This is a genomic window from Halomonas salsilacus (assembly GCF_051216275.1).
Lineage (GTDB): Bacteria > Pseudomonadota > Gammaproteobacteria > Pseudomonadales > Halomonadaceae > Halomonas.
Map to the genome: position 1 here is coordinate 45,008 of NZ_JBPKAQ010000004.1, position 25,348 is coordinate 70,355.

At 67.7% G+C, this 25,348-nt stretch carries 24 protein-coding genes; 10 read left to right on the forward strand and 14 right to left on the reverse strand.

The features are described from left to right. Positions 1–13 precede the first annotated feature (13 nt). Both sucC and sucD read left to right on the forward strand, forming a co-directional pair. Positions 14–1,180, forward strand: coding sequence for an ADP-forming succinate--CoA ligase subunit beta (gene sucC, locus ACR80S_RS07340; protein WP_435400034.1), 1,167 nt, complete (start codon positions 14–16; stop codon positions 1,178–1,180). Beyond that, positions 1,180–2,052: a succinate--CoA ligase subunit alpha gene (gene sucD, locus ACR80S_RS07345; RefSeq protein WP_435400033.1), complete on the forward strand. Its 873-nt coding sequence runs from the start codon at positions 1,180–1,182 to the stop codon at positions 2,050–2,052. Before sucC ends, sucD begins: the two co-directional genes overlap by 1 nt. Positions 2,053–2,137: 85 nt before the next feature. On the opposite strand, the gene siaD is transcribed toward sucD, so the two are convergent. The 4 genes from siaD to siaA are packed head-to-tail and all read right to left on the reverse strand — an operon-like array spanning position 2,138 to position 5,912. Further along, entirely contained in the window at positions 2,138–2,920 is a 783-nt protein-coding gene (gene siaD / locus ACR80S_RS07350) for a biofilm regulation diguanylate cyclase SiaD (RefSeq protein ID WP_435400032.1), read from the reverse strand. Then, positions 2,917–3,309: a biofilm regulation phosphoprotein SiaC gene (gene siaC, locus ACR80S_RS07355; protein WP_435400031.1), complete on the reverse strand. Its 393-nt coding sequence runs from the start codon at positions 3,307–3,309 to the stop codon at positions 2,917–2,919. The genes siaD and siaC overlap by 4 nt, the downstream gene beginning before the upstream one ends. Positions 3,310–3,317: 8 nt before the next feature. Next, entirely contained in the window at positions 3,318–3,851 is a 534-nt protein-coding gene (gene siaB, locus ACR80S_RS07360; protein ID WP_435402915.1) for a biofilm regulation protein kinase SiaB, read from the reverse strand. 9 nt (positions 3,852–3,860) lie between these two features. Next, the gene (siaA, locus tag ACR80S_RS07365) at positions 3,861–5,912 is read right to left on the reverse strand and encodes a biofilm regulation protein phosphatase SiaA (protein WP_435402916.1); all 2,052 of its coding nucleotides are present in this window, start codon (positions 5,910–5,912) and stop codon (positions 3,861–3,863) included. A gap of 430 nt (positions 5,913–6,342) precedes the next feature. Here siaA and ACR80S_RS07370 point away from each other — a divergent pair, with 430 nt between their 5' ends. The 3 genes from ACR80S_RS07370 to ACR80S_RS07380 all read left to right on the forward strand — a co-directional run bounded on the left by ACR80S_RS07370 (position 6,343) and on the right by ACR80S_RS07380 (position 9,102). Then, positions 6,343–6,759: a CopG family transcriptional regulator gene (locus tag ACR80S_RS07370; protein ID WP_435400028.1), complete on the forward strand. Its 417-nt coding sequence runs from the start codon at positions 6,343–6,345 to the stop codon at positions 6,757–6,759. Between the two features lie 23 nt (positions 6,760–6,782). Further along, the gene (locus tag ACR80S_RS07375) at positions 6,783–8,147 is read left to right on the forward strand and encodes an extracellular catalytic domain type 1 short-chain-length polyhydroxyalkanoate depolymerase (protein WP_435402917.1); all 1,365 of its coding nucleotides are present in this window, start codon (positions 6,783–6,785) and stop codon (positions 8,145–8,147) included. Positions 8,148–8,232: 85 nt separating this feature from the next. After that, complete coding sequence (locus ACR80S_RS07380) at positions 8,233–9,102, forward strand: urea carboxylase-associated family protein (protein WP_435402918.1); 870 nt, start codon at positions 8,233–8,235, stop codon at positions 9,100–9,102. An 8-nt stretch (positions 9,103–9,110) separates the two neighbouring features. Here ACR80S_RS07380 and ACR80S_RS07385 read toward each other — a convergent pair whose 3' ends face one another. From ACR80S_RS07385 to ACR80S_RS07395, 3 genes are all read right to left on the reverse strand, one after another. Further along, positions 9,111–10,073 carry a lysylphosphatidylglycerol synthase transmembrane domain-containing protein gene (locus ACR80S_RS07385; protein WP_435402919.1) on the reverse strand — a complete coding sequence of 321 codons (963 nt, stop codon included), beginning with the start codon at positions 10,071–10,073 and terminating at the stop codon, positions 9,111–9,113. A 52-nt stretch (positions 10,074–10,125) separates the two neighbouring features. Beyond that, positions 10,126–11,244: a glycosyltransferase gene (locus tag ACR80S_RS07390; RefSeq protein ID WP_435402920.1), complete on the reverse strand. Its 1,119-nt coding sequence runs from the start codon at positions 11,242–11,244 to the stop codon at positions 10,126–10,128. Between the two features lie 125 nt (positions 11,245–11,369). Further along, positions 11,370–13,310, reverse strand: a complete 1,941-nt coding sequence (locus tag ACR80S_RS07395; protein ID WP_435403021.1) for an exoribonuclease II — start codon at positions 13,308–13,310, stop codon at positions 11,370–11,372. 194 nt (positions 13,311–13,504) lie between these two features. Between ACR80S_RS07395 and ACR80S_RS07400 the strand changes: the two genes are divergently transcribed. Then, entirely contained in the window at positions 13,505–14,053 is a 549-nt protein-coding gene (locus tag ACR80S_RS07400; protein ID WP_435400024.1) for an NUDIX hydrolase, read from the forward strand. Positions 14,054–14,073: 20 nt separating this feature from the next. Here the strand turns inward: ACR80S_RS07400 and ACR80S_RS07405 are convergent, their stop codons facing one another. The 4 genes from ACR80S_RS07405 to ACR80S_RS07420 all read right to left on the reverse strand — a co-directional run bounded on the left by ACR80S_RS07405 (position 14,074) and on the right by ACR80S_RS07420 (position 17,270). Then, positions 14,074–14,517, reverse strand: a complete 444-nt coding sequence (locus tag ACR80S_RS07405; protein ID WP_435400023.1) for a universal stress protein — start codon at positions 14,515–14,517, stop codon at positions 14,074–14,076. A 100-nt stretch (positions 14,518–14,617) separates the two neighbouring features. Continuing rightward, positions 14,618–15,673 (reverse strand): TIGR01620 family protein, encoded by a 1,056-nt coding sequence (locus tag ACR80S_RS07410; protein WP_435402921.1) that lies wholly within the window; start codon positions 15,671–15,673, stop codon positions 14,618–14,620. Continuing rightward, positions 15,670–17,061, reverse strand: coding sequence for a YcjX family GTP-binding protein (locus tag ACR80S_RS07415; RefSeq protein WP_435400021.1), 1,392 nt, complete (start codon positions 17,059–17,061; stop codon positions 15,670–15,672). Before ACR80S_RS07415 ends, ACR80S_RS07410 begins: the two co-directional genes overlap by 4 nt. A 20-nt stretch (positions 17,062–17,081) precedes the next feature. After that, a complete protein-coding gene (locus ACR80S_RS07420) occupies positions 17,082–17,270 on the reverse strand; it encodes a hypothetical protein (RefSeq protein WP_435400020.1) in 189 nt (62 codons plus the stop codon). Positions 17,271–17,353: 83 nt separating this feature from the next. On the opposite strand from ACR80S_RS07420, the gene ACR80S_RS07425 reads away from it, so the two are divergent. Both ACR80S_RS07425 and ACR80S_RS07430 read left to right on the forward strand, forming a co-directional pair. Then, positions 17,354–17,905: a DUF924 family protein gene (locus ACR80S_RS07425; protein ID WP_435400019.1), complete on the forward strand. Its 552-nt coding sequence runs from the start codon at positions 17,354–17,356 to the stop codon at positions 17,903–17,905. A gap of 76 nt (positions 17,906–17,981) precedes the next feature. Beyond that, complete coding sequence (locus ACR80S_RS07430; protein ID WP_435400018.1) at positions 17,982–18,224, forward strand: GlsB/YeaQ/YmgE family stress response membrane protein; 243 nt, start codon at positions 17,982–17,984, stop codon at positions 18,222–18,224. A gap of 81 nt (positions 18,225–18,305) precedes the next feature. On the opposite strand, the gene ACR80S_RS07435 is transcribed toward ACR80S_RS07430, so the two are convergent. From ACR80S_RS07435 to ACR80S_RS07445, 3 genes are all read right to left on the reverse strand, one after another. After that, positions 18,306–18,911, reverse strand: a complete 606-nt coding sequence (locus tag ACR80S_RS07435) for a hypothetical protein (RefSeq protein WP_435402922.1) — start codon at positions 18,909–18,911, stop codon at positions 18,306–18,308. Positions 18,912–19,030: 119 nt separating this feature from the next. Then, on the reverse strand, positions 19,031–20,323 hold the full coding sequence (gene gabT, locus ACR80S_RS07440) for a 4-aminobutyrate--2-oxoglutarate transaminase (RefSeq protein ID WP_435400016.1): 1,293 nt from the start codon (positions 20,321–20,323) through the stop codon (positions 19,031–19,033). A gap of 29 nt (positions 20,324–20,352) precedes the next feature. Beyond that, entirely contained in the window at positions 20,353–21,798 is a 1,446-nt protein-coding gene (locus ACR80S_RS07445) for an NAD-dependent succinate-semialdehyde dehydrogenase (RefSeq protein WP_435400015.1), read from the reverse strand. Positions 21,799–22,038: 240 nt separating this feature from the next. Here ACR80S_RS07445 and ACR80S_RS07450 point away from each other — a divergent pair, with 240 nt between their 5' ends. Together ACR80S_RS07450 and ACR80S_RS07455 are read left to right on the forward strand one after the other, a co-directional pair. After that, a complete protein-coding gene (locus tag ACR80S_RS07450) occupies positions 22,039–24,504 on the forward strand; it encodes a DUF1266 domain-containing protein (RefSeq protein WP_435402923.1) in 2,466 nt (821 codons plus the stop codon). Between the two features lie 224 nt (positions 24,505–24,728). Continuing rightward, on the forward strand, positions 24,729–25,343 hold the full coding sequence (locus ACR80S_RS07455) for a C40 family peptidase (RefSeq protein WP_435400013.1): 615 nt from the start codon (positions 24,729–24,731) through the stop codon (positions 25,341–25,343). Positions 25,344–25,348 lie beyond the last annotated feature (5 nt).

Sequence of the window (25,348 nt, forward strand, 5' to 3'; positions counted from 1 at the left end):
ATGGCATGAATCGATGAACCTTCACGAATATCAGGGCAAACAGCTGTTTGCCGACTACGGTCTTCCGGTGTCCAAGGGCTTTGCCGTCGACACCCCGGAAGAAGCGGCGGAAGCTTGCAAGAAGATCGGCGGCGACAAGTGGGTCGTCAAGGCACAGGTCCACGCCGGTGGCCGCGGCAAGGCCGGCGGCGTCAAGCTGATCAAGAGCGCGGAGGAGGCCAAGGCCTTTGCCGAGCAGTGGCTTGGCAAGAACCTGGTGACCTACCAGACCGACGCCAACGGTCAGCCGGTGGCCAAGATCCTGGTCGAGAACTGCACCGACATCGCCGAGGAGCTCTACCTGGGCGCGGTGGTCGATCGTGCCACCCGCCGCGTGGTCTTCATGGCGTCCACCGAGGGCGGCGTGGAGATCGAGAAGGTCGCCGAGGAGACGCCCGAGAAGATCCTCAAGGCCGAGATCGATCCGCTGGTGGGCGCTCAGCCCTACCAGGCGCGTGAGCTGGCCTTCGCCCTGGGCCTGAAGGGCGACCAGGTGAAGCAGTTCACCAAGATCTTCTTGGGACTCTCCAAGCTGTTCCACGACAAGGATCTGGCGCTGCTCGAGATCAACCCACTGGTGATCACCGACGAGGGCAACCTGCACTGCCTCGACGCCAAGCTCAACCTGGACGGCAATGCCCTGTACCGTCACCCGGACCTGCAGGCCATGCGCGACCCCTCCCAGGAGGATGCGCGCGAGGCCGAGGCGGCCGAGTGGGAGCTGAACTACGTGGCGCTGGATGGCAACATCGGCTGCATGGTCAACGGCGCCGGCCTGGCCATGGGCACCATGGACATCGTCAACCTGCACGGCGGCTCGCCCGCCAACTTCCTTGACGTGGGCGGCGGCGCCACCAAGGAGCGCGTGGCCGAAGCGTTCAAGCTGATCCTCTCCGACGACAACGTCAAGGCGGTGCTGGTCAACATCTTCGGCGGCATCGTGCGCTGCGACATGATCGCCGAGGGCATCATCGGTGCCGTCGAGCAGGTCGGTGTCAACGTGCCGGTCGTGGTGCGTCTAGAAGGTACCAACGCCGAACTGGGGACCGAAAAGCTGTCCTCCAGTGGTCTGAACATCATCGCGGCTACCAGTCTGACCGATGCGGCTCAGCAGGTCGTCAAGGCCGCGGAGGGCAAGTAATGAGTATCCTGATCGACAAGAACACCAAGGTCATCTGCCAGGGCTTCACCGGCGGCCAGGGGACCTTCCACTCCGAGCAGGCGATCGCCTACGGCACCCAGATGGTCGGCGGCGTGACCCCGGGCAAGGGTGGCCAGGAGCACCTCGGCCTGCCGGTGTTCAACACCGTCAAGGAGGCCGTGGAGAAGACCGGCGCCGAGGCCAGCGTGATCTACGTGCCGGCCCCGTTCTGCAAGGACTCGATCCTCGAGGCCGCCAACTCCGGCATCAAGCTGATCGTCTGCATCACCGAGGGCATTCCGACTCTGGACATGCTCGACGTCAAGGTGAAGTGCGACCAGCTGGGCGTGCGCCTGATCGGGCCCAACTGCCCGGGCGTGATCACCCCCGGCGAGTGCAAGATCGGTATCATGCCAGGTCATATCCACAAGCCGGGCAAGGTCGGTATCGTGTCGCGTTCCGGCACCCTGACCTATGAAGCCGTCAAGCAGACCACCGACCACGGCTTCGGCCAGTCCACCTGCGTGGGCATCGGCGGCGACCCGATCCCGGGGTCCAACTTCATCGACATCCTCGAGATGTTCGAGAAGGACCCGGCCACCGAGGCGATCGTGATGATCGGCGAGATCGGCGGCACCGCCGAGGAAGAGGCAGCGGCCTACATCAAGGCCAACGTCTCCAAGCCGGTGGTCTCCTACATCGCCGGTGTGACCGCTCCTGCGGGCAAGCGCATGGGCCATGCGGGCGCCATCATCTCGGGTGGCAAGGGCACTGCGGACGAGAAGTTCGCCGCCCTGGAAGACGCCGGCGTGAAGACCGTGCGTTCGCTGGCCGAGATCGGCGATGCCCTGAAGGAAGTGACCGGCTGGTAAGCCGATCCCTGCCGACAAGTGCGGAACCACAGGACGGGCACCCCCAGCGGTGCCCGTCCTGCGTTTGGGCCGTTGCCGCTGGCGCTCAGCGGGTGGTGATCAGGCAGCGGTCGCGACCGCTGCGCTTGGCCTCCAGCAGGGCTTGGTCGGCGCGCTGCAGGGTGATGAGGTGGCGTTCGCCGAGGCGATGCTCGCTGATCCCGGCGCTGAGGGTCACCGAGAGCCTCTCTTCGCAGCTGGTGACCATGACGGCCGACACGCGATCCCGCAGCCGCTCGACGATCGTGTGGGCCTCGTCGATGCGGGTCTCGGCGAGCAGCAGGATGAACTCCTCGCCGCCCCAGCGCCCGCACAGGTCGGACTCCCGCAGCACCTCGCGCATGGCGTCCGCGATGGCCACCAGCAGCCGGTCGCCGACGTCGTGACCATGGCGGTCGTTGATGGTCTTGAAGCGGTCGATATCCAGCAGGGCCAGGGTGTAGTTTCGTCCGGAGGTCTCGAGCTCATGCAGGCGTTCGTCGATCAGCCGGCGATTGGCCAGCTGGGTCAGCGGGTCGTGGGTGGAGGCCTGGTGAAGTGCCCGGTTGCGCTCGCGCATCATCGCCTGGTAGCCGTCGGAGATGCGTGACAGCTTCTGCTGACGACAAAGGCTGCGTTCGTAGCGCTTCTGGGTCACCTGTCGCGCCTCCAGGGCCAACTGCTGATAGCGGTCGGAGATACTGATCAGGCGCTCGAGCTGCTGCTGCTGGCTGCGGTACTGCTCAGCGAGGGCCTTCAGGGGCTCGAAGAGCGGGTGTTCCCCATGGGCCGGGTCGGCCAGCAGGGTAGCGACCCGCTGCAGCAGCGCCTGCTCGTCCCGGCGGTTCATGCCAGCGCCGGAGTGATGGCGAAGGGGTAGCTGCAGTCCTCTCGGAACTCGTCGGCCAACTCGGCGATGCGCTCATTGCGGGCGTCGTAGAGCCACTCGACCGAGACCTTGCGGCCCTCGCCGTGGGCCTCCTGCAGCAGGTCGAAGATGTCCATCATCGCCTTCACCGAGCTGGTGTTGAGGTAGACGAGGCCCAGGTCGAGGTGCAGCGGCCGCGCCTCGTCGTCGAGGTAGCGACGCACCCAGTCGATCACCTGGTCGAAGAGTTCGTAGGAGTTCTCGGGGTAGGAGTCACCCTGCATGGCCAGGCGGCCGGCCTTCCAGTTGCTCTGGATGGCCGGCGTCGACTGGCTGCCGGGAATGTCGAGGTCAGGAGTCATGGTGATCATGGTACCCATCAGATGGTAGCGGTCAGGCTAAAGAAACCTTGCCCGTCGGGCAACGCCTGCAGCGAGGCCTGCAGGGGGCGGTTGGCCTTGCGGGCCATATCCAGTAGCCCGAGGCCGGCGCCACTCTCGCGTTCGGCATCGCGCGGGCGTCGCAGCTGCTTCTTGTAGGCGGCCTTGAGCTCGGCGCGGTCAAGCGGCGCCAGCGCCTCGATCATGCCGACCAGGCGCTCGCCGTCGGCGAGCTCGACCAGGTTGCCCGCCGAGACCAGGTAGCGCCCCTCGGCGTGTTGGGCCACGGCCACCGTGGCCGAGGCCTGGGTCTCGTCATAGCCCTGGCGGCGGGCGTAGTGGCGAATGTTCTGGGTCATCTCGATATACACGGCGAAGACATCCATGGCCGCCGACGGCGTCGTCTGCTGGGTGTCTAGGTAGTTGCGCAGCGCCTTGCCGATCTCCTCGATGAGGCTGCGCGAGATGGGGCCGTTGAAGCACAGCATGATGCGATCGCGCTGGTAACTTTCCCGCATGCTCAGCAGGTCCATGGGCTCTCCTCAACGGGCGTCGCCCGTCTCCTCGGGTGGCAAGGGGGAAGGGGCGTCCGGGAGTGGCGGCTCCAGGCGGAAGGCCAGCAGGGTGATGTCGTCGCGCTGGGGGAGGTCGCCCTGGTGGTCGCGCAGGGCCGCCTCAAAGGCCGCCATCTGCTCCGCCAGCGGTTGACCGGCCTGGGCCAGTAACAGGGCCCGGAAGCGGCGGTTGCCGAAGCCGAAGCCGTCGTTGCTCCCGGCCTGGTCGAGTAAGCCGTCGCTGCACAGGGTGTAGGTCCAGCCGCGGCGCAGCGGAGCCACCCGGTTTTCATAGCGGGTCGGCCGGCGATGGCCCAGGGCGCGCCGGTGGCCGGCCAACGTCTCCAGGCGCTCGCCGTCGCTGGCATGGAGGTCGATCTTGGCCCCGGCGTAGGTCAGGGTCCCGGCGCCTGGGTCGACCCAGGCCAGGCCCATGTCCATGCTGGTGGCGATGGAGGCGGGCAGCTGGTCCTGGGGCAGCAGCAAGCGGCCTTGGCGGTCGATCTCTGCCAGCACCGCCGCCGGATCCTCGGCGCCTTTCTGGGCGAGGGCGTGGTCGATGATGGCCCGGGCGAGCATGGTCATCAGGGCCCCCGGCACGCCGTGGCCGGCGCAGTCGACGATGCCCAGCAGGTAGCCGCGCTCGGTGGCCTGGAAGACATAGAAGTCGCCGCCCACCACGTCGCGCGGCTTCCAGAGGACCCCATAGCGATGGCGCAGGTGCTGATCGAGGGCGTCGTCGGGCAGAATCGCCTGCTGGATGATGCCGGCATACTGGATGGAGGCCTCGAGCTGGCGGTGGGCCGTCACCATCTGGGCATGGGTCTGTTCGAGATCCCGTGTGCGCTCGCGCACCTGGGCTTCCAGGTCTCGGGTGTAACCTTCCACCTGGCTTGCCATATGGGCAAAGGTCCGCGACAGCTCGCCGATCTCGTCCCGGCGCTCGGTGGGAAGCCCGGAGTGGTAGTCGCCCTCGGCGATGGCCTGGGCGGAGAGCTTCAGTCGCTGCAGCGGGGTGAGGATCAGGCGATGGGTGCTGTAGGCGAAGCTGGCCGTCAACAGCATTAGCAGCAGGCCGAAGGCGAGCGCCATGGGCCAGAACCAGCGGCGGTCGAGGAGCGGAGCGGCCTGCAGGTCCAGGGCGGTGATCAGCAGCCACTGCAGCTCCGGCAGGTAGCCCACGCTCAGCAGCCGGGGCTCCCCCTCCAGTTCGGCCTCCAGGGCCACCACGGTCCCGGGACGGCGCATGGCGTCGTGCATGGCTCGCCGCAGTGGCTCACGGTCGGACTCGCCGACGAGTGCCTGGATCCGCGGGCGATCACCGTCCTCCAGGGGATGGCGGCCCGAACCGAGGGCGATGCGTGAGGTGTCGGGATGCACCTGCAGGGTTCCGCGGGAGTCGACCAGCATCGGCGTCATGCCGGACGGGGTGTTGCCGAGGAAGCGTCGGATGAACTGCTGAAGATCGATGCCGCCCCCGGCCAGGCCTAACAGGGTGTCGTTGTCCATCACCTTGACGTTGAACCAGACCATGGCCAGATCGAGGGCCTGGTCGGCGCTGACGTTGATGTCGTAGGTGGAGGTGCTGTCCATGGTGGCGAAGTACCAGGCATGGTCGGGCGCCTCCTGGGAAAGGCGATAGCGCGGTTCTGTGCCGTTGTCCCCGCCGCCATCCCCGAGGTAGTAGTCCCCGGAGGCATGGTCGACGATGAAATAGGAGCGGCTGGCGAAGTGTTGCCGGAAGCCTTCGGCCTCGGCGAGGAACCGTGCCTGGCGCGTCGGATCCTCGGGGGCGCGCAGCCATTCACGGGTCACGATGGAGTCGGCAAGGCGTCGTGACAGGGCGAGTTCCCGCGTCACGGGCGCGATCACCCGCTGCATCTGCAGCAGGGTGTACTGCTCGGCGAAGGCGCCGGCGAAATGATCACGGACCTCGGCGACTGCCTTCCAGCCGATCAGCCCCGCTGGAATCAGTGCCAGCAGGCAGGCCAGCAGGAGGAGGCTGACCGATTTACCGCGTAGGCCGAGTCGAGCTGCCATGTCATGCGAGTCTCGTGACGATTGGGTTCCATCCACCTTCAGACCTTGCCATAAAGCGCCGATGCAGGCGATGGCCGGATCCCGGCACCGTCAACGCAGCGCAAATTGCCGACATTGCCCACCCCTCGTGTGCGGTGATCTCCTACAGGCGAAGCGGGCATGGGCGACAGTCGCGTCTTCGCCGCCACGCTTTCATCCACCGCGATAATTATTTTCCCGCTGCTTCTCTCTCGGCACCTGCGAACTCGGCACCCGCGTAACGACCCACCCGTCGCCGGGTCGTTTTGTCTGTCCCCGGCTTGACTATCGCCCCGATGGGTCTAGTATACCCTCTATCCGACCATCCATATGGATGGCGCATGGATTCCAATAGGATGTTTCTGCATCGCCGAGCGAGGGGCTTCCCTCCTGGGCCGACGAGGTATCACCGATGAGCGCGCTTGAACTGCGCCGCAAGAGCGGCGACGCCAGCGAGAAGATCACCATCAACCTGGGGGTGGTCGACCTGGGGCAGATCGATCTGCTGGTCCAGGAAGGGTTCTACTCCAACCGTACCGACCTGATTCGTACGGCGATCCGCAACCAGTTGGCCACCCATGCGGACGTCGTCAAGGAAACCGTGGCGCGCAAGACGTTCGTGCTGGGCCTGCAAGACTACAGTCGCAGCGATCTCGAGGCGCTGCAGGCCGCCGGGCAGGTGTTGCAGATCCAGGTGCTGGGGCTGGCCCGCATCGCCGACGACGTATCACCGGAACTCGCCCGCGCCACCATCGAATCGGTGGTCGTATTGGGCGCCCTGCATGCCAGCACGGCCGTCAAGGCGGCCCTGGCGGATCGGATCCACTAAATCACTGAACAGGAATATTGACAATGATCGACCCCACCATGACGCGACGAATGGAAGAAGCGACGCGGCTCACCCGCGCCGGGAAGCTGCACGAGGCCATGGCCATCCTCCAGGGCGCCACGCCCGAGGCCACGTCCGAGGGCATGGGAGAGGAAGCGCCGGATGACCTGGGCCGTGCGGGCACTCCCTTCGCGGGGAGGCCTTTCGCGGGCACTACTTTCGAAGGAACCTGCCGGGTCATCGACGAAGAGGAGGCAGCGTCAAGGCCGGCATCTGCCGAGTCGGGTTCGTACCGGGCAGGTGAACCGTCAGCAGGACCGGCGCGATCCTCGGCGTTTGGCCATGCCCGACCGGCGACCCTCGGGCATATCCCGGGCGGTGATATCGGGCTGCCTTCTGCATGGCGAGACAAGTGGCGCCAGCTGCGTGAGTCCGTGGTGCAGCCCGAGCAGGCACGGGGCACCAACGAGAAAGCGGAGCCTGGCGCCTTCACCGCTGGTAGCTATTCCAATCATGCCGGCACTCGCGATTACAAGCTGTATATCCCCAGCGGCTATCACGGCCAGGCACTACCACTGGTAGTCATGCTGCATGGCTGCACGCAGAATCCCGATGACTTCGCTGCCGGAACCAACATGAACCGGCTGGCCGAAGAGCAACTGTTTTGCGTGCTCTATCCGGCCCAGCCGATGACCGCCAACAGTTCGAAGTGCTGGAACTGGTTCAAGGCCGAGGACCAGCAGCGCGAGGGGGGTGAACCGGCGATCCTTGCCGGCATGACACGTCAGGTCATCGACACCCATGACCTCGATGCGAGCCGCGTCTATGTCGCCGGGCTATCGGCGGGTGGCGCCATGGCAACGACCCTGGCGATGACCTATCCGGATCTGTTTGCGGCGGTGGGCGTGCATTCAGGGCTGCCCCACGCGGTGGCCCAGAGTCTCCCCGATGCACTGGGGGCGATGCGGGGGGGCGCGGGTCCCCTCGGTGGCGGCGCGGCCCGGGCGTTAGGGTGGTCATCGGAGGTGCCTGCCATCATCTTTCACGGCGATCACGACACCACCGTGCACCCCAGCAATGCGGAACGCGTTGCCGCCCAGTATGCCGCCGCGCGTAGAGGGGGTGAGACGACAAGTCACCGTGAGGGCAACGCCAGGGTCACGGTTGAGCAGGGGCGGGTGGCCAATGGTCATGCCTATACGCGTACCACCCATCACGATGCGAAGGGTGAGCCACGCCTGGAGCAGTGGCAGGTACAGGGCGCGGGTCATGCCTGGTCGGGCGGTAGTGCGCAGGGAAGCTATACCGACCCCAGAGGCCCCGATGCTGCGAAGGAGATGCTGCGCTTCTTCTATCGCCATCGGCAGGACGGACTCAGCGTGAGCTAAGGTGTCATTTAGCAGATGTTGAGAGCCCTTGGGCACAATCCGCTAGCATGTCGGGTATCGTTTGATCAGCCAGGGGGACAGGGACATGGCAAAGGTGCCGGCCGCCTATCGCGCCACGAAAGGCTCCATTCTCGACGTGGATCGCGACTTCTATGCCCGATTGACGACGCCAGAGGCGAGGACGCGTGTCCAGGATCGGGTCGTGCCGATTCGCGAGGGTCTGGCCTGGGAGGTGCCGGCCGGCCATGTGCTGCGTTTCTCGACGCGTGATGGACCCCAGGTAGGCGATCTCAATCTCTGGCATCGCCACAATCCGCGGGAGCGCTTCTGGGCCTCGCGGACTCGCCAGCTGCAGGGGGCCCATGTGTCGACCTTCGATCGCTTGTGGTCGACACTACCCTATCTGCGACCCATGGCGACCATCATCGACGATACCCTGGCGGTCTACGGCATGGACGCCGACGGTGGGCGCGTGCATGACCTGTTGGGTACGCGATGCGACCCTTACGTCAACAAGCTGCTGACCGGCGAAGATTTCGACCATCACTGTCACTCCAATCTGGTGCGTGCGGTGGCCCCCTTCGGACTCACCGAGTTTGATGTGCATGACGTGCTCAATGTCTTCCAATGCACCGGACTCAATGACGATGACCAGTACTTCATGAAGGCCTGTCCGGCCCGAGAGGGCGACTATATCGAATTGTTCGCCGAAATCGACCTGCTGTGTGCGCTGTCGTGCTGCCCGGGCGGAGACTTGTCGGTAGACCTGTGGGGCCCCGACGCCCGGGACCCGCTGGAAACCTGCCATCCCATCGGGGTCGAGGTCTTTCGACTCGAGCCTTCACTGCTGGCCGGCTGGGAGTCACCGGCCTACGCGCCTTACCGGGGCGGCCACGGCATGCGAACCCCTACCGTCGACTGGACGGCGGAGAAGCAGCGTCGCTTCAACACCTGAGTAAGCGCTCAGGTTCGCTCGGGCGACCGTCGCCGCATCAGCCGATAGGCCGACAGTATAAACAGCGGGGCACCGGCGATCAGGTAAAGGTGGTAGGACACCAGGCGCCAGACCAGCACGGCAGCGGCGGCCTGCTCGCGTGCCATCATCGGCAGCAGCAGCCCGCCGACCCCCAATTCGGCTGCACCAGCGCCGCCGGGCAAAAAGCTGAACTGGCTCGCCGCCATGGCCAGCATCTGGGTCAGGAAGGTCCATAGCCAGTCGGCGTTTCCACCTGCTCCCAGTACCGCCAGGTAGAGCAGGCTGTAGCGCAGTAGCCAATGGGTTGCGGTGAGCATCAACATCGCCAGCAGCGTAGCGATGGGTAGCCGTAGGGTGGACTGAAGCGCCTGGCGACACTTCAGCAGGCGGCGGGCAAGCCAACGGCGCCGATACCCGCTCAGCCAGCGTGTGCCCAGCGATGCGGGGTAGCGCAGCAGATGTGGCAGGTACGCTATCACCAGCGTAAAGCCAATGGCCATCAGAGCCAACGCGACCAGGGCCATCTGGATCATTGCCTGGTAGGGCCATTGGGTCTCCCCCAGCTGGGAGAGGGCTACCACTCCCGACAGCATGCTAAGGAAAAACAGCAGGTCGCAGCCTTGGTCGAGCAGGAAGATGGCCGCTCCCCTGGAGGCGGGTAAACCGCGCTGAGCCAACATAACCAGCAGCGTGGCCGGGCCACCGCTGCCCCCGGGCGTGGCACACAGGGCGAACTTGGACGCCAGTTCGATGCCCAGTGCCCCACGCTGGCCAAGTCGGCCGATGCGTCCATCCAGCATCAAGCGCAGCCGGGCGGCGTTGAGGTTCCAGCACGCGAATGCCATCAGCAGCATCAGGCCCAGCACATCCAGCGGGAAGCGCTTGACCGCTGCCAGGGCATCGGCCCCGCCCAACCAGGCGGTGACCCCGATAGGTGCGATGAGCGCCATCACGATCATCAGACCGTGCAGCGGCCGCCACTGAGGCAATGGTCGGTGAGGATCAGCCGTTCTGCGGGATGGCATGGCGCTCGCTGCCGTGACTCAGTTGTCGATAGTGCTCGAGCAGGCCGTCGATGACCCGCTCCCAGTCGAAGTGACGCTCGACGTGGCGACGGGCGTAGCGGCCCATGGCCGCGGGGTCGTTCAGGAATAGCTCACGAGTCGCCCGAGCCATGTCGTCGGGGTCTCGGGGGCGGCAGAGGATGCCGGCACCCAGCGGGATATACTCCTTGAGGGCGCCGGCCCGGGCCGCTACCACCGGCACTCCACAGGCCATGGCCTCCTGGGCCACCAGGCCGAAGGTCTCTCGAGTACCGGCATGCAGCATGGCATCGGCGCTGGCCAGGGTGGAGGCGACTTCCGACGGGGGACAGTAGCGGGGCATCACGCTGACGTTGTCGGGGACTCGGAAGGGCATCCCCGGGCCCATCAGGAACAGGTGATAGTCCGTCCCCAGCCGCCCCATCGTCTCGAGCAGCACGTCGATATGCTTCTCGGGCGAGTGGCGGCCGGCGAAGACCAGCAGCCGCTGGTGGTCGCCAAGCCCCAGGCGTCGGCGCAGGTCTGGGTCGCGATGACGCGGATGGAAGGCGTCAAGATCGACGCCCAGCGGCTGCACACGCAGGTTGTCGACGCCCCAGTCCGCCAGCCGTTCGGCCATGGCGGTGCAGGGGGCCAGGACGCTGTTGAATTGCCCATAGAGGTCTCCGACATAGCGCTGCAGGCGGCGGCGGACACCGGCCCCGAAGCGATCGCCCATCAGCCGCGGCAGGTCGGAATGGAAGAAACCCACCGTGGGCACCCCCAGGGCCTGGCCGGCCTCCACGGCGGCCCAGGCGGTGACATAGGGGTCACCGGCCTCGATCAGGTCGGGGGCCATCGTCATCAGGGCATCTCGCCAGGGTCGGCGGCGCAGCGGGAAGCGGTAGCCCAGGCCCAGGGGAATCCGCGGGGCCGGGAGGGTATACACCCCACCGAGCGAGCCGCGCTCGGCGCCGGGGACCAGCAGGCTGGTGCGTATGCCCGCCCGGGTGGTCAACACGCGTTGCTTGGCCTCGAGATAGGTACGCACTCCTCCGCTGGCAGGCGCGTGGAGCATGGTGACGTCGACGATATGCAAGAAGTCCTCCTGGCTCAGATGTTTTCTGCCAGCCTAGGGCGGCCATGCGACAGTTGTGCGACAGCTGCAATGCGAGACGGCGACCCTAGGGTCGCCGTCTTTTGTTGCCTGTCGTTGCTGGAAGGTCAGTCGGTCGGGCGTCCCACCAGGGAGCGGGTCTCCTCGCGGGCTTCGGTCAGGGCCACACGGATGTGGTCGCCCAGCTTGAAGCGCTCCTCGCCCTCGATCTGGATACGCCCCTCCTTGTCGTCGATCGCCACCTTGGTGCGGTCGTTGTGCATCAGCGGCGCCGGGATGAAGGCGGTGGCACCGTTGGCGGTCAGGCGCACGCGCATGCCGCCACGGTTGATGGCGATGATCTCGGCGTCGAAGGCCTCCTGGGCCTCGGCGGCCGGGCCCAGGTAGCGCACGTAGAGCCAGTCCTTGACGTCGCGCTCGGCCATGCGATTCAGCCGGCGGCGCTCGGTGAGCTGCTCGGTAAGCGCAAGGCTGGCCTCGGCCGGCGCCTGCTCGCCCTTGAGCACCCGCTTGATCAGACGGTGGTTGACCATGTCGCCGTACTTGCGGATCGGCGAGGTCCAGGTGGCGTAGGCGGCCAGCCCCAGGCCGAAGTGCGGGCCGGGCTTCGCCGACATGCTGGTGAATCCCTGGAATCGGCGCAGGCGGACATCCAGCCAGGCGTCATCGCGACCCTCGAGCTCGCGCTTCAGCTCGGTGTAGCGGGACAGCTCGGTGAGCTGCTCGCGCTCCACCTGGATGTCCTGGCTGGCCAGGAACTCTTGGGCGGCCTCGGCTTTTTCGGGCTCGAAGGCACGATGCACGTTGAAGATGCCGTGGCCCACGTGCTCGGCGAGCAGGTGGGCGCAGCAGGCGTTGGCCGCGATCATCGACTCCTCGATCATGCGGTTGGCGATGCGCCGCTCCTCGGTGCGCACGCCCAGCACGTTGCCGGCCTCGTCCAGGTCGAAGACGTAGTCGGGGGTGTCCCTGAACACCAGGGCGTGCTCGGCGCGCCAGGCGCTGCGCGCCTCGGTCATTGCCCTCAGCGCCTTGAGCTGCTCGGCGATCTCGTCCGCTGGGGTCCAGTCGCCCTGGCCCTCCAGCCAGTCCGAGATGCGGTCGTAGGCCAGCTTGGCATGGGAGGTCGCCGTGGCGGCAAAGAAGCGGTAGTGGCCCAGGCTGCCATCGGCGTGCACGGTGAGGGTGCAGGCCAGCACCGGCCGCTCCTTGCCCTCCCACAGCGAGCAGAGGTCGTCGGCCAGCTGCTCGGGCAGCATGGTGACGTTCTGGCCCGGCAGGTAGACGGTGAAGGCGCGAGTGCGTGCCTCCAGGTCGGCCGCATGACCCTCCGACACGTAGGCGGTGGGATCGGCGATGGCGACGCTCAGGTCCCAGCCGCCGTCCTCGCGGGGCATGATGCGCAGGGCGTCGTCCATGTCGCGGGTCTTCTCGCCGTCGATGGTGAAGAAGGGCTCGGCGTTGAGGTCCTCGCGGGTGAGCCCCTCGTCGAGCAGCGGCCAGTCATCTCCGGCCTCCGGGCACTCCTGCTCCAGGGCGTGGCGAGCAAGGGTAACGCGCCAGGGCACAGCGGGGTCGTCGGCCTTGGCCACCAGCTCGTCGATCTGGGCGAGGAAGCTGCGATCGTCGGTCTTGAGGGGGTGACGCACCAGCCGCGCGACGATCCAGTCGCCGTCCCCGACGCTGGCTTCATCCAGACTGCGCTTGATGCGCGCCTTGAGGGCGTTGTTGATCAGGGGGTGGTCGGGCACCACGGCCAGACGGCCCTCGCGCTTCTGCACCCGGGCGACGAAGCGGTCGAGCCCCTGTTCGATCAGGGTGTCGGGTTCGACGCGCTTCTTGTCTCCCTCCTCGTGGAGGACCGCGCCGACGCGATCGCCGTGCAGCACCTGCTTCATGGCGGGGGGCGGTACGAAGTAGGACTCACCCTCGTCGGTTTCGAGAAAGCCGAAACCCTTCTGGGTGGCCTTGATCACCCCCTCGACGCGGGGGGTGCTGGAGCGAATCTGTTGCTTGAGTTGGGCAAGCAGGGCGTTGTTCTGCAGCATGATCACGAACGTGTGGCGGGGTAGGGGAGCCACTATACGGACTCCCTCGCCCGGGGCCAAACGCGGCGGGGGCGTGCCACGCAGAATCAGCGGGTTGCATCACTCCTAGAGAGCCGTGGCGTGGCGCCGATTGCTCGATAGGGCCGCGCGGTGTAGTTTGCGCGCCTTGTCGCCCCTCATAACGGAGTTACCCCATGCAGCTGCTCGAGCGCATCGTTCACCCCGAGCTTATTTGCCTCGATGTCCCGCAGGAGCGGGTCCATCGCCGCCGTGCCGCACGCGGCATCGTCCTGGATGGCGAGGAGATCCTGCTGCTCTATACCCGTCGCTACAACGACTTCAGCTTCCCGGGCGGCGGCGTGGATGACCATGAGGAGTTGCTCGAGGGACTGCATCGCGAGCTTGCCGAGGAGACCGGTGCGAGCGGTGTCGAGGTGGTATCCCCCTACGGCTGGGTCGAGGAGTTCCGGCCCCACTACAAGCCGCAGTACGACCTGATGCACATGAACTCCTACTTCTATCACTGTCGTGCCGATCGGCGGCTGGGGGAGACGCGTCTGGAGGCGTACGAGCGCGACAACGGCATGGAGCCGCGCTGGGTCAGGCTGGACGAGGCCATCGATCACAACCGCGGGGTGATGGCGGCCAGGGAGGCCAGCATGGGGCTGTCGATCCATCGCGAGACCCGCATGCTGGAGCATGTGGCGCGCCATCTGCTGCCGATGGCGGCCACGGCGGGGTAGTGCGTGAGGTGTGGCGCGTTTCAGCGCACGGTGATGACGGTGCACTCGGCGGCATGGGCCACCTTGTGGGAGACACTGCCGACCACGAAGCCCTGCAGGTCGCTGAGGCCGCGGCTGCCCATGACGATGGCATCGATGCCGCGCTTGCGCGCCTCGCTGAGGATGGTGCGGGCCGGATCGCCCTGACCGATCACGGTCTCGATGTTGGTGGCACCCTGCTCGCGGGCGGCCTCGGCGGCACGGACGATCACCTGCTTGCCGGCTTCCTCGCGCTCCTCGCGGCTGGCCTCGATGGCGATGGCGCCGATGCCCCAGACCAGGGTGGTCTCGTGGGCGAGTTCTTCCGGGATATGCACCAGATGCAGGGTGCAGCCCTCTTCCTGACGGACGAGCTGGCAGGCCACGGAGAGGGCCTTCTGGGCGTGCTCGGAACCATCGACGGGGACCAGGATGGAGGTGAACATGGACAGACTCCTTGTATGAATCGGGGTTAATTCGAGCCTAGCGGGTTTCGGCGCCAAGGTCATGCATCCGCAGCCTGGAGGTTGCGGAAATTGACATGCCTCAAGGGTCGCGTTCGCCGTTCGCCTCCAGCCGGCGCAGCTGCTGCCAGAGCTCGCGGCGCAGATCGCCCAGGCGTGGGCGGCTCTCCTCAGGGAAGGGCAACGGGCGCGTGAGCCGCTGGGTGCGCAACCCCAGTCGGGCGCTGAGCAGGCCGACGCCCATGCCCTGGGCGGCGCGGGTCGAGAGCCGTCCGGCCAGGTTCATGGAGAGCATCTGCATGCCGGCATCAGTGGCCATCTCGGTGGCGCCGGCGAAGGCCATCTGGTAGAGCACGCTGCGCAACAGGCGGATCCTTCCCGGGTAGCTCAGCTCCAGGCCGTAAAGGCGACACAGGCGGTCGATCATCGCCAGGCTGCGCCAGGCCACCAGCGCCATGTCCACCAGGGTCAGCGGGCTGACCGCCACCATGATCGCCGTCTCGCCGGACATCCGTGAGATCAGCCGGCTTGCCTCGCGGTCCCGGGGCGCCAGTAGGTGGTGGTCGAGCAGCAGCTGGATGTCATGGCCGTCGTGGTGGGCCTGACGAGCGGCCAGGAAGCCCTGCCAGTGGGGGTGGTCGTCATCCAGGGCCAGGGCGCGGCGCAGCGATTCGGCGGTGGCCTGGCCTTCCCCGGGAGTGGCGTCGGGCAGCACGCTGAGGCGTTCACGCAGCCGGTCGTGGCGGCGCAGCCGTCGCAGCCGCCACAGCTCGCGGACCAGCGCCGAGCCGCCCAGCATTAGGGCGAGCAGAAGCAGCAGGCTCCAGGCGCCGGCCAGCCAGTTGCCGCCCAGGCTGGCGGCATAGAGGGTGCTGCTGGCCTCCACTGCGCCCAGACCCAGGGTGCCACCCAGCAGGGCGAGCAGTCCCCAGCGGCGCCGACGCGGCGGAGCCAGGCTTGCCTCCAGGGCCCGCTCGCCGGGTCCCGGCGGCTCCTCAGCCAGGGGGCGGCTGGCCAGCTCGGCGTCAAAGGCCTCGGCGGGGCGAGGGTCAGGGGGGAAGGGCGTCTCTCCGTCGGCCGCCTCATTAGCCTCTGGTGAAAAGCGCTGGCCCGGACGCGGGTCGCGGGGCGGGGTCATTGCAGCTTGTCTCCGATCAGCCAGTCCAGGGCGGTATCCATGCGGATATGGGGCAGGGCGCCACCCTCCAGGGGCAGCGGCCGAAAGCTCGGGTAGGTGAAGCCCTGGCGGGCCCAGAAGGCCGCGTCGGGCAGGCGCTCCGGCACCTCGCCGGGAAACAGCAGCAGCGATTCGCCATCGAGCCCGGTGGCGCGCAGGGCGGGAGTGCGCTTACCGCGATGCTCCACCTCGCGGGCTTCGCTTGCGCGGATGGCCGCCAGCGACAGGGCGCGCACCGGCACGCTGGCGAAGCGCAGGTCCTTGAGGGGGTCGGCCAGCAGCGCCTCGAGCAGTGCCACCAGCCGTGGATGCTGCTCCGGGGTGACGTGGTCGGCCTTGGTGGCGGCGATAGCCAGCCGGTCGATGCGCGGCGCGAAGAGCCGCGACAGCAGGCTGCGCTGGCCGTAATCGAAGCTCTGCATGAGGTTGGAAAGGGCTCTCGAGAGATCTTGAAAGCGTTCGGGGCCAGCATTCAGCGCGCCGAGCAGGTCCACCAGCACGATCTGGCGGTCGAAGCGGCGAAAGTGGTCGCGGTAGAAGGGCCTCACGATGTGCTGCTGGTAGTACTGGAAGCGTCGCGCCAGGGTGGCGTAGTTGCTCTCGGGCGGCAGGGTGGCCAACGCGGCCGGGTCGACCTCGGCCACGCCGGGCAGTGGGAAGAACTGCAGCACCGGGGCGCCTGCGAGATCGCCCGGCAGCAGGAAGCGTCCCGGCTGCAGGTCGGCAAAGCCCGCCTCCCGGGCGGCGCGCAGCCCCTCGGCGTAGCGCTCGGCGATCTGGGCCAGGCGGGCCTCATCGGCCTCGCCGGCGGGGTCCAGGGCCTCCACGGCGGCGTGCCAGTCGTCGAAATGGGCGCGCCGCTGCTCCCCCGCCAGGGCCTGCTGGCTGCGACACCAACTGGGGTAATCGTGGGCCAGCAGCGGCAAATCGAGCAGCCACTCGCCCGGATAGTCGAAGAGGTCCAGGGTGAGCTGGCGGGTCTCGCCGGTAAACCAGCCACGCTTCGCCGGCCGATAGCGCAGCGCCAGGCGCAGTTCGCTGATGCCGTGGGTAGGCTCCGGCCAGCGCGGTGGCGTCTCGGCCAGGGCGGCCATGGCCTGATCGTAGGGAAAACGCGGCACGCCCAGGTCCTGCTGATTGACCCGCCGGACACCCAGCAGGCGCCCCTGTCGGGCCGCAGGCAGCAGGTCGAGCCTGGCCTCCAGGCCGACATGGCGCAGCTGGTTGACCAACGAGGTGAGGAAGGCGGTCTTGCCGGAGCGAGACAAGCCGGTGACCGCCAGGCGCAACTGGCGGTCGCGGCCGCGCTCGAGCAGGTCGTGGAGTTCGCGTGCCAGGGGCTGGCGCATGGGCAGGGCCTCCTCGGCGCTCAGCGGGGGCCGGCGAACATGGCGTAGAGAAGCGGGCTCGCCGCGATCATGAAGCCTGCGCCGGCCAGCAGGTAGCCGGGCACGCGATGCCGGGTGCGGTGGGCCAGGGTCAGGCCGCCGATACAGACCACCATCCCCACCAGATTGAAGCTGAAGGAGGCCATCTCCATGAAGTGCTGGGGCGACATGCGCGCTCCTCGGGTTGCCGTGTGCTGCGGGGAATGGTATCAGGTGTCGGGGTGTCTCCGCAGGGCCGACAGGGAGGAAGCGCATGGCTGGGTTGCCCGATGCCGATAAGGTGATCCGCTTCTGGTTCGATGAGCTGGAGCCGACCCAGTGGTTTCGCCAGGATCCCCGCCTGGATGCCGAGATCGCGGCGCGCTTCGGCGAGCTGCTCGAGGCCGCCGGGCGGGGTGAGCTGTGGTCCTGGCGGTTCTCGGCACGGGGGCGGCTGGCCGAGGTGATCGTGCTCGACCAATTCTCGCGCAATATCCACCGGGAGACGCCGCTGGCCTTCGCCCAGGACCCGGTGGCGCTGGTACTGGCCCAGGAAGCCGTGGCCAGCCGCATCGATCGCCACCTGGACGTGCCGTGGCGTGCTTTCCTCTACATGCCCTGGATGCACAGCGAGTCCCTGGCGATCCACGACGAGGCGCTGGGGCTCTTCGACCAGCCTGGGCTGGAGGAGAACCTGCGCGTCGAGCACAGCCATCGCGACATCATCGCCTGTTTCGGGCGCTACCCGCATCGAAATGCCATACTGGGTCGCACTTCGACCCCGGAGGAGCTGGCTTATCTCGAACAGCCGGGTTCATCGTTCTGAGCCGATTTGCGCGCGCTGTCATACCCGTTGGCGTCGAGCGGTTCGGCGCCAATTGACCTTAGACAAGGAGAGCTTCATGGGACTGATTGCCTGGTTGATCATCGGCGGCTTGGCGGGCTGGATTGCCGGCCACATCATGCGCGGGGGCGGCTTCGGCATCCTCGGCAATATCGGCGTCGGCGTGGTGGGTGCGGTGATCGGCGGCTTCCTGTTCAGCCTGCTGGGGCTGCAGGCCGGCGGCTTCGTCGGTTCGCTGGTGACCGCCATCGTCGGCGCCGTGCTGTTGCTGTGGGTGATCTCGAAGGTCAGAAAGGCCTGATTTACCGTTTGGCATCATGCGATCACGGCGCCCGGCTTCTGCCGGGCGCCGTCGTTTCAAGCAGGGCTCAGCAGGAAGTGCTCAGTGGCCGGCGGGGCGTGGCAGGATGCGCCGATAGCGATCCAGCGCCTGGTCGAGCCAGACGCCGCGTAGTGCCATCTCGTCGCGCCGGGCGGGCACCCTGACCTCCAGCAGGAAAACGCCGGGGGTGGCGGCGCTCCCGGCGGTCAGGCGCCGGGCGAGGGCCTCGGGCAGGTGCCCGGGCCGCCGCCAGACGAGGCGCAGGGCGCGCTGGTCGATCAGGTACTGCAGGCGGGCGGAATCGGTGAGCACCGAGGCAGCACCATAGGCCAGCCCCCGGGAGAGACTCTCCAGGGGGCGATAGGGTGGGGCGCCGGCGGCACGGCAGGCGTGGGCACCTTCGACAAAGCAGCGCTCGCGCTCCCGCAGGTTCTCGGGCCAGCGGCCGCCGGCCAGGCGCGCCCGGGTGGCGGGGTAGGCCAGGGTGATGGCCACGGCGGGGGTGTCGTCGGCCAGGGCGGTGGTCGGATCGGTGATGACACCGTGGTGAAGCTCACCGCGCAGCCAGCGGTAGTCGCAGGCCTGCTGGACGGTGGCCTGGGCCTCCTGGGCGGTGTGGCTGGCGCCCTGCAGGTAGCGCAGCAGGGCAAGGGTTCGCAGTATCACGGGATGGCCTCGGGGTAGACGCCGCCATCTTCCCGGCTCGGCCGCGGTCTGGCAAGGGGCTGAAACGAGCACCGCCCGGCGCAGGGCCGGGCGGTGAGGTCAGGCGAGCGAGGCGCCGATCAGGCGGTGGCGGGCTGGCCCACCAGCTCCTTGAGGGAGGCCTCGACGATATCCAGGCCCTCCTCGAGCACCTCGTCCTCGATGGTGACGGGCATCAGGAAGCGGATGGTGTTGCCGTAGAGGCCGCAGGAGAGCAGCACCAGCCCCTTCTCGCGGGCGCGCTTGCACAGCGCCGCCGCCAGGTCGGCATTCGGGGTGTGGCTGCCCTTGTCGGAGACCAGGTCCAGCGCGGCCATGGAGCCCAGGTGGCGGCCGTTGTCCACGCAGTCGAAGGCCTGCTGCCACTTGGCGAAGCGCTTGCCCAGCTTCTCGCCCAGCGCCTGGCTCTTCTCGAGGATGTTCTCCTCCTCGAACACCTCCAGCACGGCCAGGGTGGCGGCGCAGGAGACCGGGCTGCCGGTGTAGGTGCCGCCCAGCGAGTTGGGGCCGGAGGCGTCCATGTGCACGTCGGTGCCCACCACGGCGGAGATCGGCATGCCGTCGGCCATGCTCTTGGCCATGGTGATGATGTCGGGCTCGACGCCGCTGTGCTCGATGGCGAACATCTTGCCGGTCCGGCCGAAGCCGGACTGCACCTCATCGACGATCATCAGCATGCCGTGCTCGTCGCAGATCTCGCGGATCGCCTTGAGGAAGCTGGCCGAGGCGGGATAGAAGCCGCCCTCACCGAGCACTGGCTCGATCACGATGGCCGCGGTGTCGCGGGGGTTGGCGTCGGTCTTGAGTGTCATCTTCAGACCGCGCAGGGCCTCGTCTTCGCTGACGCCGTGGTAGGGCACCGGATAAGGGGCGCGGAAGACGTTGCCCGGCATGCTGCCGAAGTCGGCGGCATAGGGGGCGACCTTGCCGTTCATGGCCATGGTCATGAAGGTACGGCCATGGTAGCCGCCGTCGAAGCAGATCACGTTGTTCTTGCCGGTGGCGGCACGGGCGATCTTGACCGCATTCTCCAGTGCCTCGGCGCCGGAGTTAGCCAGCATTACCTTGGCATGGCCGCGTACCGGGCTGATCTGGCTGAGCTTCTCGGCCACCTTCACGTAGCCCTCGTAGGGCATCACGGTCTGGCAGGTGTGCATTACCTTGTCGAGCTGTGCCTTGACGGCCTCGACTACCTTGGGATGGCGATGGCCGATATTGAGCACGCCGATGCCGCCGGCGAAGTCGATGATGCGATTGCCATCGGCGTCCCAGATCAGGGCGTTCTCGGCGTGATCGGCAAACTGGGTGGCGGGGCTGGCCGCGCCGTTGGCGACATAGCGCTTCTTGAGATCGTTGAGTTCAGCGTTGGTCATGATGCCTCCTGTTGGATGGTCGGCGACGCTCAGAGGCCGCCGATGCACACGTATTTTAGTTCAGTGAATTCATCCAGGCCGTGGTGGGATCCCTCGCGCCCCAGTCCGGACTCCTTGACGCCGCCGAAAGGGGCCAGCTCGGTGGAGAGGATCCCTTCGTTGACTGCCACCATGCCATATTCCAGGCCCTCCATCACATGCCAGATACGCCGGTAGTCGCGGGCGTAGAAGTAGGCGGCCAGGCCGAACTCCGTGGCGTTGGCCATGGTGATGGCTTGCTCATCCGTCTCGAAGCGGAAGACCGGCGCGAGGGGCCCGAACGTCTCCTCCCGGGCGACCAACATCTTCTCGGTGACATCGGCAATCACGGTGGGTTCGAAGAAGGTCCCGCCCAGGGCGTGAGGCTTGCCGCCGCATACCAGGCGCCCCCCCTTTTCCAGGGCATCGGCGATGTGAGCCTCGACCTTCTCCACCGCCGCGGCGTTGATCAGCGGGCCCTGCATCACGCCCTCCTCGAGGCCGCTGCCGACCTTGAGCTCGGCGACCCGGACGGCCAGCTTCTCGATGAAGGCATCGTAGACCCCGGCCTGGACCAATAGGCGGTTGGTGCACACGCAGGTCTGGCCGGAGTTGCGGTACTTGGAGGCCACGGCCCCTTCCACGGCGGCGTCCAGGTCGGCGTCATCGAAGACGATGAAGGGGGCGTTGCCGCCCAACTCCATGGAGGCCTTCTTGACGGTGCCGGCACACTGGGCCAGCAGCCTCTTGCCCACCGGGGTGGAGCCGGTGAAGGAAATCTTGCGCACCCGGGGATCGGTGGTCAGCACCTCGCCGATCGCCGCCGGGCGGCTCGCGGTGACCACGTTGATCACCCCGGCGGGGAAGCCGACCAGCTCGGCCAGCCGCGCCACGGCCAGGGCGGTTAGCGGGGTGGCCTCGGCGGGTTTGATCACCACCGGACAGCCGGCGGCCAGGGCCGGGGCGCACTTGCGGGTGATCATCGCCAGCGGGAAGTTCCAGGGGGTAATGGCGGCCACCACGCCGATGGGCTCGCGGAACACCAGGATGCGCTTGTCGACGCCGTGGCTGGGCAGGGTTTCGCCGGCCACGCGCTTGGCCTCCTCGGCGTAGAATTCCACGAAGGAGGCGCCGTAGGCGACTTCGCCGCGGGACTCGGCCAGCGGCTTGCCCTGCTCCAGGGTCATCAACCGGGCGAGTTCCTCCTGATGGGCCATGATGGCGTCGTACCAGGCCCGCAAGAGGCCGGCGCGCTCCTTGGCGGTGCGTTTTCGCCAGGCCGGCCAGGCGGCATCCGCAGCGGCCACGGCGTCGCGGGCGTCGTCGGCGGTCAGGTCGGGCACTTCGGCGAGGTTCTCGCCGCTGGCGGGGTCGGTGACGGCGAAGCGAGCCTCGGCATCACGCCATTCGCCGGCGATGAAGGCCTTGGGGATCAGGATGTCGGGCAGGAGTGGCATGGTGCCTCCATGGAGGGTGTCATCATATTTTACGCAGTGTGCATTATTTGAAACGTTTCGCCAAGCCTTGGCGAGGCACCGGCAAGTCCGGGCTTCGAGCCAAAAGGAGAGGCGAGACCCATCGGCGGCGGCGGCGCTTTCCGCTACACTGTTTCGCCTGAAAAAGCGGGGCGCTTGGCAAGAGGGTGCCGAAATCGCCTGCGACCGCTGCCGTCCTTCCCGACTATGCCGAGGTGAGCCTTGATCGATCCGCTGAATGCCTGGTGGGCCCAGCAGCTGGTGCTGTGTGACTGGGCCTTCGACCCCGACCCGCTGAGCGTAGAGCCGCAGGCCGCCCTGGAGCGCCTGCAGGGGCTGGGCGTGGCGGACCGTGGCGAGCTTGGCTGGCGTCTGGTGGAGTCCTTCGGTGCGGGGGGCAGCATGGCCGATCCTGCCCGCCTGCTGGCGGCCCTGGAACTGGTGGCCCTGGCCGGTGCCGCCGGCTGGCTCGACGAGGCCACTAGCCGGGCTTGGGCCCACCACCTGGCCGCCGAGATCAGCGCCCATCACCGCGACCTGGATGCCTGGCTGGCGGCACTGCGCCGGGCGCGCAGCGCCGAGGGCTGGGTGCGTGGCGATGACGGCTTTGCCGAGGCCTGCGAGGCATTGGCCGCCCTCGAGCATGAGGGCGACGGCATCACCTGGGAGCACCTCGGCGAATGGCTGGCGATCCATGACGCCCTGCCGCCACTGTGGCCTGCCGAGGCGGCGGCGCAGGTGTGGCGGCTGCGTGCCGGCTTCGCGCCGGTGATGAGGGTGCCTGCCGGCGAGGAGGACTGGTCGGGTCTGGCCGAGTGGCTGGTCGACGCCTGGCAGATCCAGGGGCGCGATGACCTGGTGCGCGCCCTGCTGTGGCTGGGCGCCCAGGGGGATCGCCAGGGCTGGGACCTGGACGCCACGCGGTTGCTGGAGAGCGACCCGGCGAGCCGGTACGCCTGGCTTTACAAGCTCGAGGAGGACGAGCAGCGCTATGGCCGGGTGCTGCTCGAGTTCGTGGAGCACGGCGAGCCGCTGGAGTGGGCCGCCTGGGACTGGCTGCGGCTGGTCGACCTGGCCTGGGCCGGGGCCTGCCTGGGCTGGCTCAGCGGCCGCGAGGCCACCGATTTTGCCCTGCACGGCGCCGATCTGGTGTTGCATCGCTACAGCGACTGGTCGGCCCTGGCTCGAGCCTATCAGCGTGGCAGGAGTCTCTTCGAGGGACGCAATCTGCTGCCCGCCTTAGAGGCCGACTGGAGGCTGCTGCGCCAGTCCCCGGTCAGCCCCTGGCGTCCGGCGCTGCAGGGGCTGGTGGGGCAAGACCTGCTGGAGCGCTCCCAGCGGGCCGTACGGGCCTGGCGGTCCGACCCCCGGCACTGGGTTCTGGCGCTGGCCGCGGTGCGTGAGCCCGAATTGGCGGCGCGCCAGGGACCCGCGGGGCCGGTATCCGAGGCGCGCCGCGACGATGCTCGCCAGTACCTGGCCGAGACCCTCGACCTGCACCCCGACGAGGGGGTCGAGGCGCTCACGCGCTACTGGCTGCCGGCCCAGGCTCACCATCTTAACCAGCTGGCCGCGGATGCCGCCCATGGCGCCTTGCCGCCGATGGAAACCTCCTTTGGCCACGCCGACCCCGAAGGGTTGGTCCAGCGCGATGCCCTGCGTCGCGGCAGCCGCCATGCGGCCACCATCCACATGGCCGAGAAGTATGCCTTTTATCTGCAGATGGCCATGGATAGCGAGAGGTTCGACGCCGAGGGCCTGGCGTCCCTGGCCGATGCCCTGCGCGCCTCCCTGTGCCGCTTCTATCCGGACGCCCGCCGCCTGATGGAGGCCTGGGCGAACTGGGAGGGGCTGCTGCCGGAGGAGGACCAGCCCTCCCTGGCCCTCGAGATCCGCTGGCACCAGGAGGACCCCGGCAGCCTGCTCCACTGGCTCGACTGGCGTGCGGGCGAATGGCAGGAGCCGGGCCCCCGGCCCAGCCTCAGCGTGTTCACTTCCATGGCGCTGGTCGGGCCGCTCAACAGCGCGGCCTGGAGCCTGCCCCACCCGGAGAGCGAACGTGAGTGCGGGTCGATTCGCGAGTGGGTCGACGGCCACTACGGCCTCCAGGGGGCCGAGGAACTGGGCGAGTTCCTGGAGTTCCTGCTCGAGTCCGGCGACCGTCAGGAGTACCTGATCAACTACGCGCCCTATACCCTCAACGCCGCCCGGCTCGGCTCCGAGATCGCCACCCTGGAGTCCGGCGAGTGCAGCGATGAGGAACGCACTCACCTGCTGCGCCTGCAGCGGGTGCGGGACAACGAGGACGGCTGCAACGAGACCGACATGGCTGCCTGGGACCTGGCCCAGGTGGTGGACCTGGCCATCGCCGCTCGCCAGCTCGGCTGGTTGGAGGAGGGCGCCTTCGTGTCGGTGCTGGAGCGCGCCCATGGCCTGGCGGCGACTCACTACTCGGGGTGGGAGGCCTATGCCCGAGGGCTCTATGCCGGTTTCTCCTTCTTCATGGGTGAGACCCCGGAGAGGGAGAGCTTTCTCGCCGGCTTTCGCCAGGCCCTGGTCGCCTGGCTGACCGCCGCCCCGCCCCTGGCGGGCCCCTGGGCGAGCCTGGAGTTTCCCGGGGCACGCCTCCGCCACTGGGCGCCGATGCATGTCGACACCCTGCCGGGAGATTCACGCAGCCTGCACTGAGGCTTGCTGCAGGGCTCGCCACCCGCCCGGGGCTGGTTTATAGTCGGTTTGTCTAAACGAGGCTCCACCTGTCGGGAGCCATGTGCCACAGCGAGCCGCCGACAGGCCGCTATGGCAGTGATACCGGTTGCCGGCACCACTGCCACAGCGATGACTCCCCCCGACGCCTGGCGTAGTGTTTGCGCGCGGCCGGGGCGCGGCTCCGGAGAGAGGTCACCGCTGGAATGGTTGACACATCGTCGTGCCGCGCCCTGGGTGTTGTCCTGTCGCTGGCCGTGCTTGCCGGCTGTGCCTCCGCTCCTCGCGACGCGGATGAGTCTTACTTTGCCCGCCAGCTGCCCGGGTTATCCGGCGACTGGGGAGCGGCCATGTCGCCGGTGGATAACCCTATTCTCGAGGCGCGCAGCCTGGGCAACCCGCCCCCTGCGCTGATACAGCAGGCCCTGCTGGCCCAGCATGAGCGCTGGGTGGGCACCCCCTATCGCATCGGTGGCACCTCTTTCCAGGGGGTCGACTGTTCGGCCCTGGTGCAGAATGTTTTCGAGGAAACCTTCCGCCTCTCGCTGCCCCGCACCACCGGCGAACAGGTCCACCAGGGCCAGCCGGTGTCGCGTGGCGAGCTTGTGCCCGGCGACCTGGTCTTCTTTCGCCCGCCCGGCCGCTACGACCACGTCGGCATCTACCTGGGGGAGGGGCGCTTCCTGCACGCCTCCAGCTCCCGCGGAGTGATGATCTCCCGGCTCGACAATCGTTACTGGCAGCGCCACTACTGGCAGGCGCGTCGCACCCTGGAACCCACCCACCTGGCCCAGCGCGCGCAGGTCAGCGGACAGGGCTGAGTTGC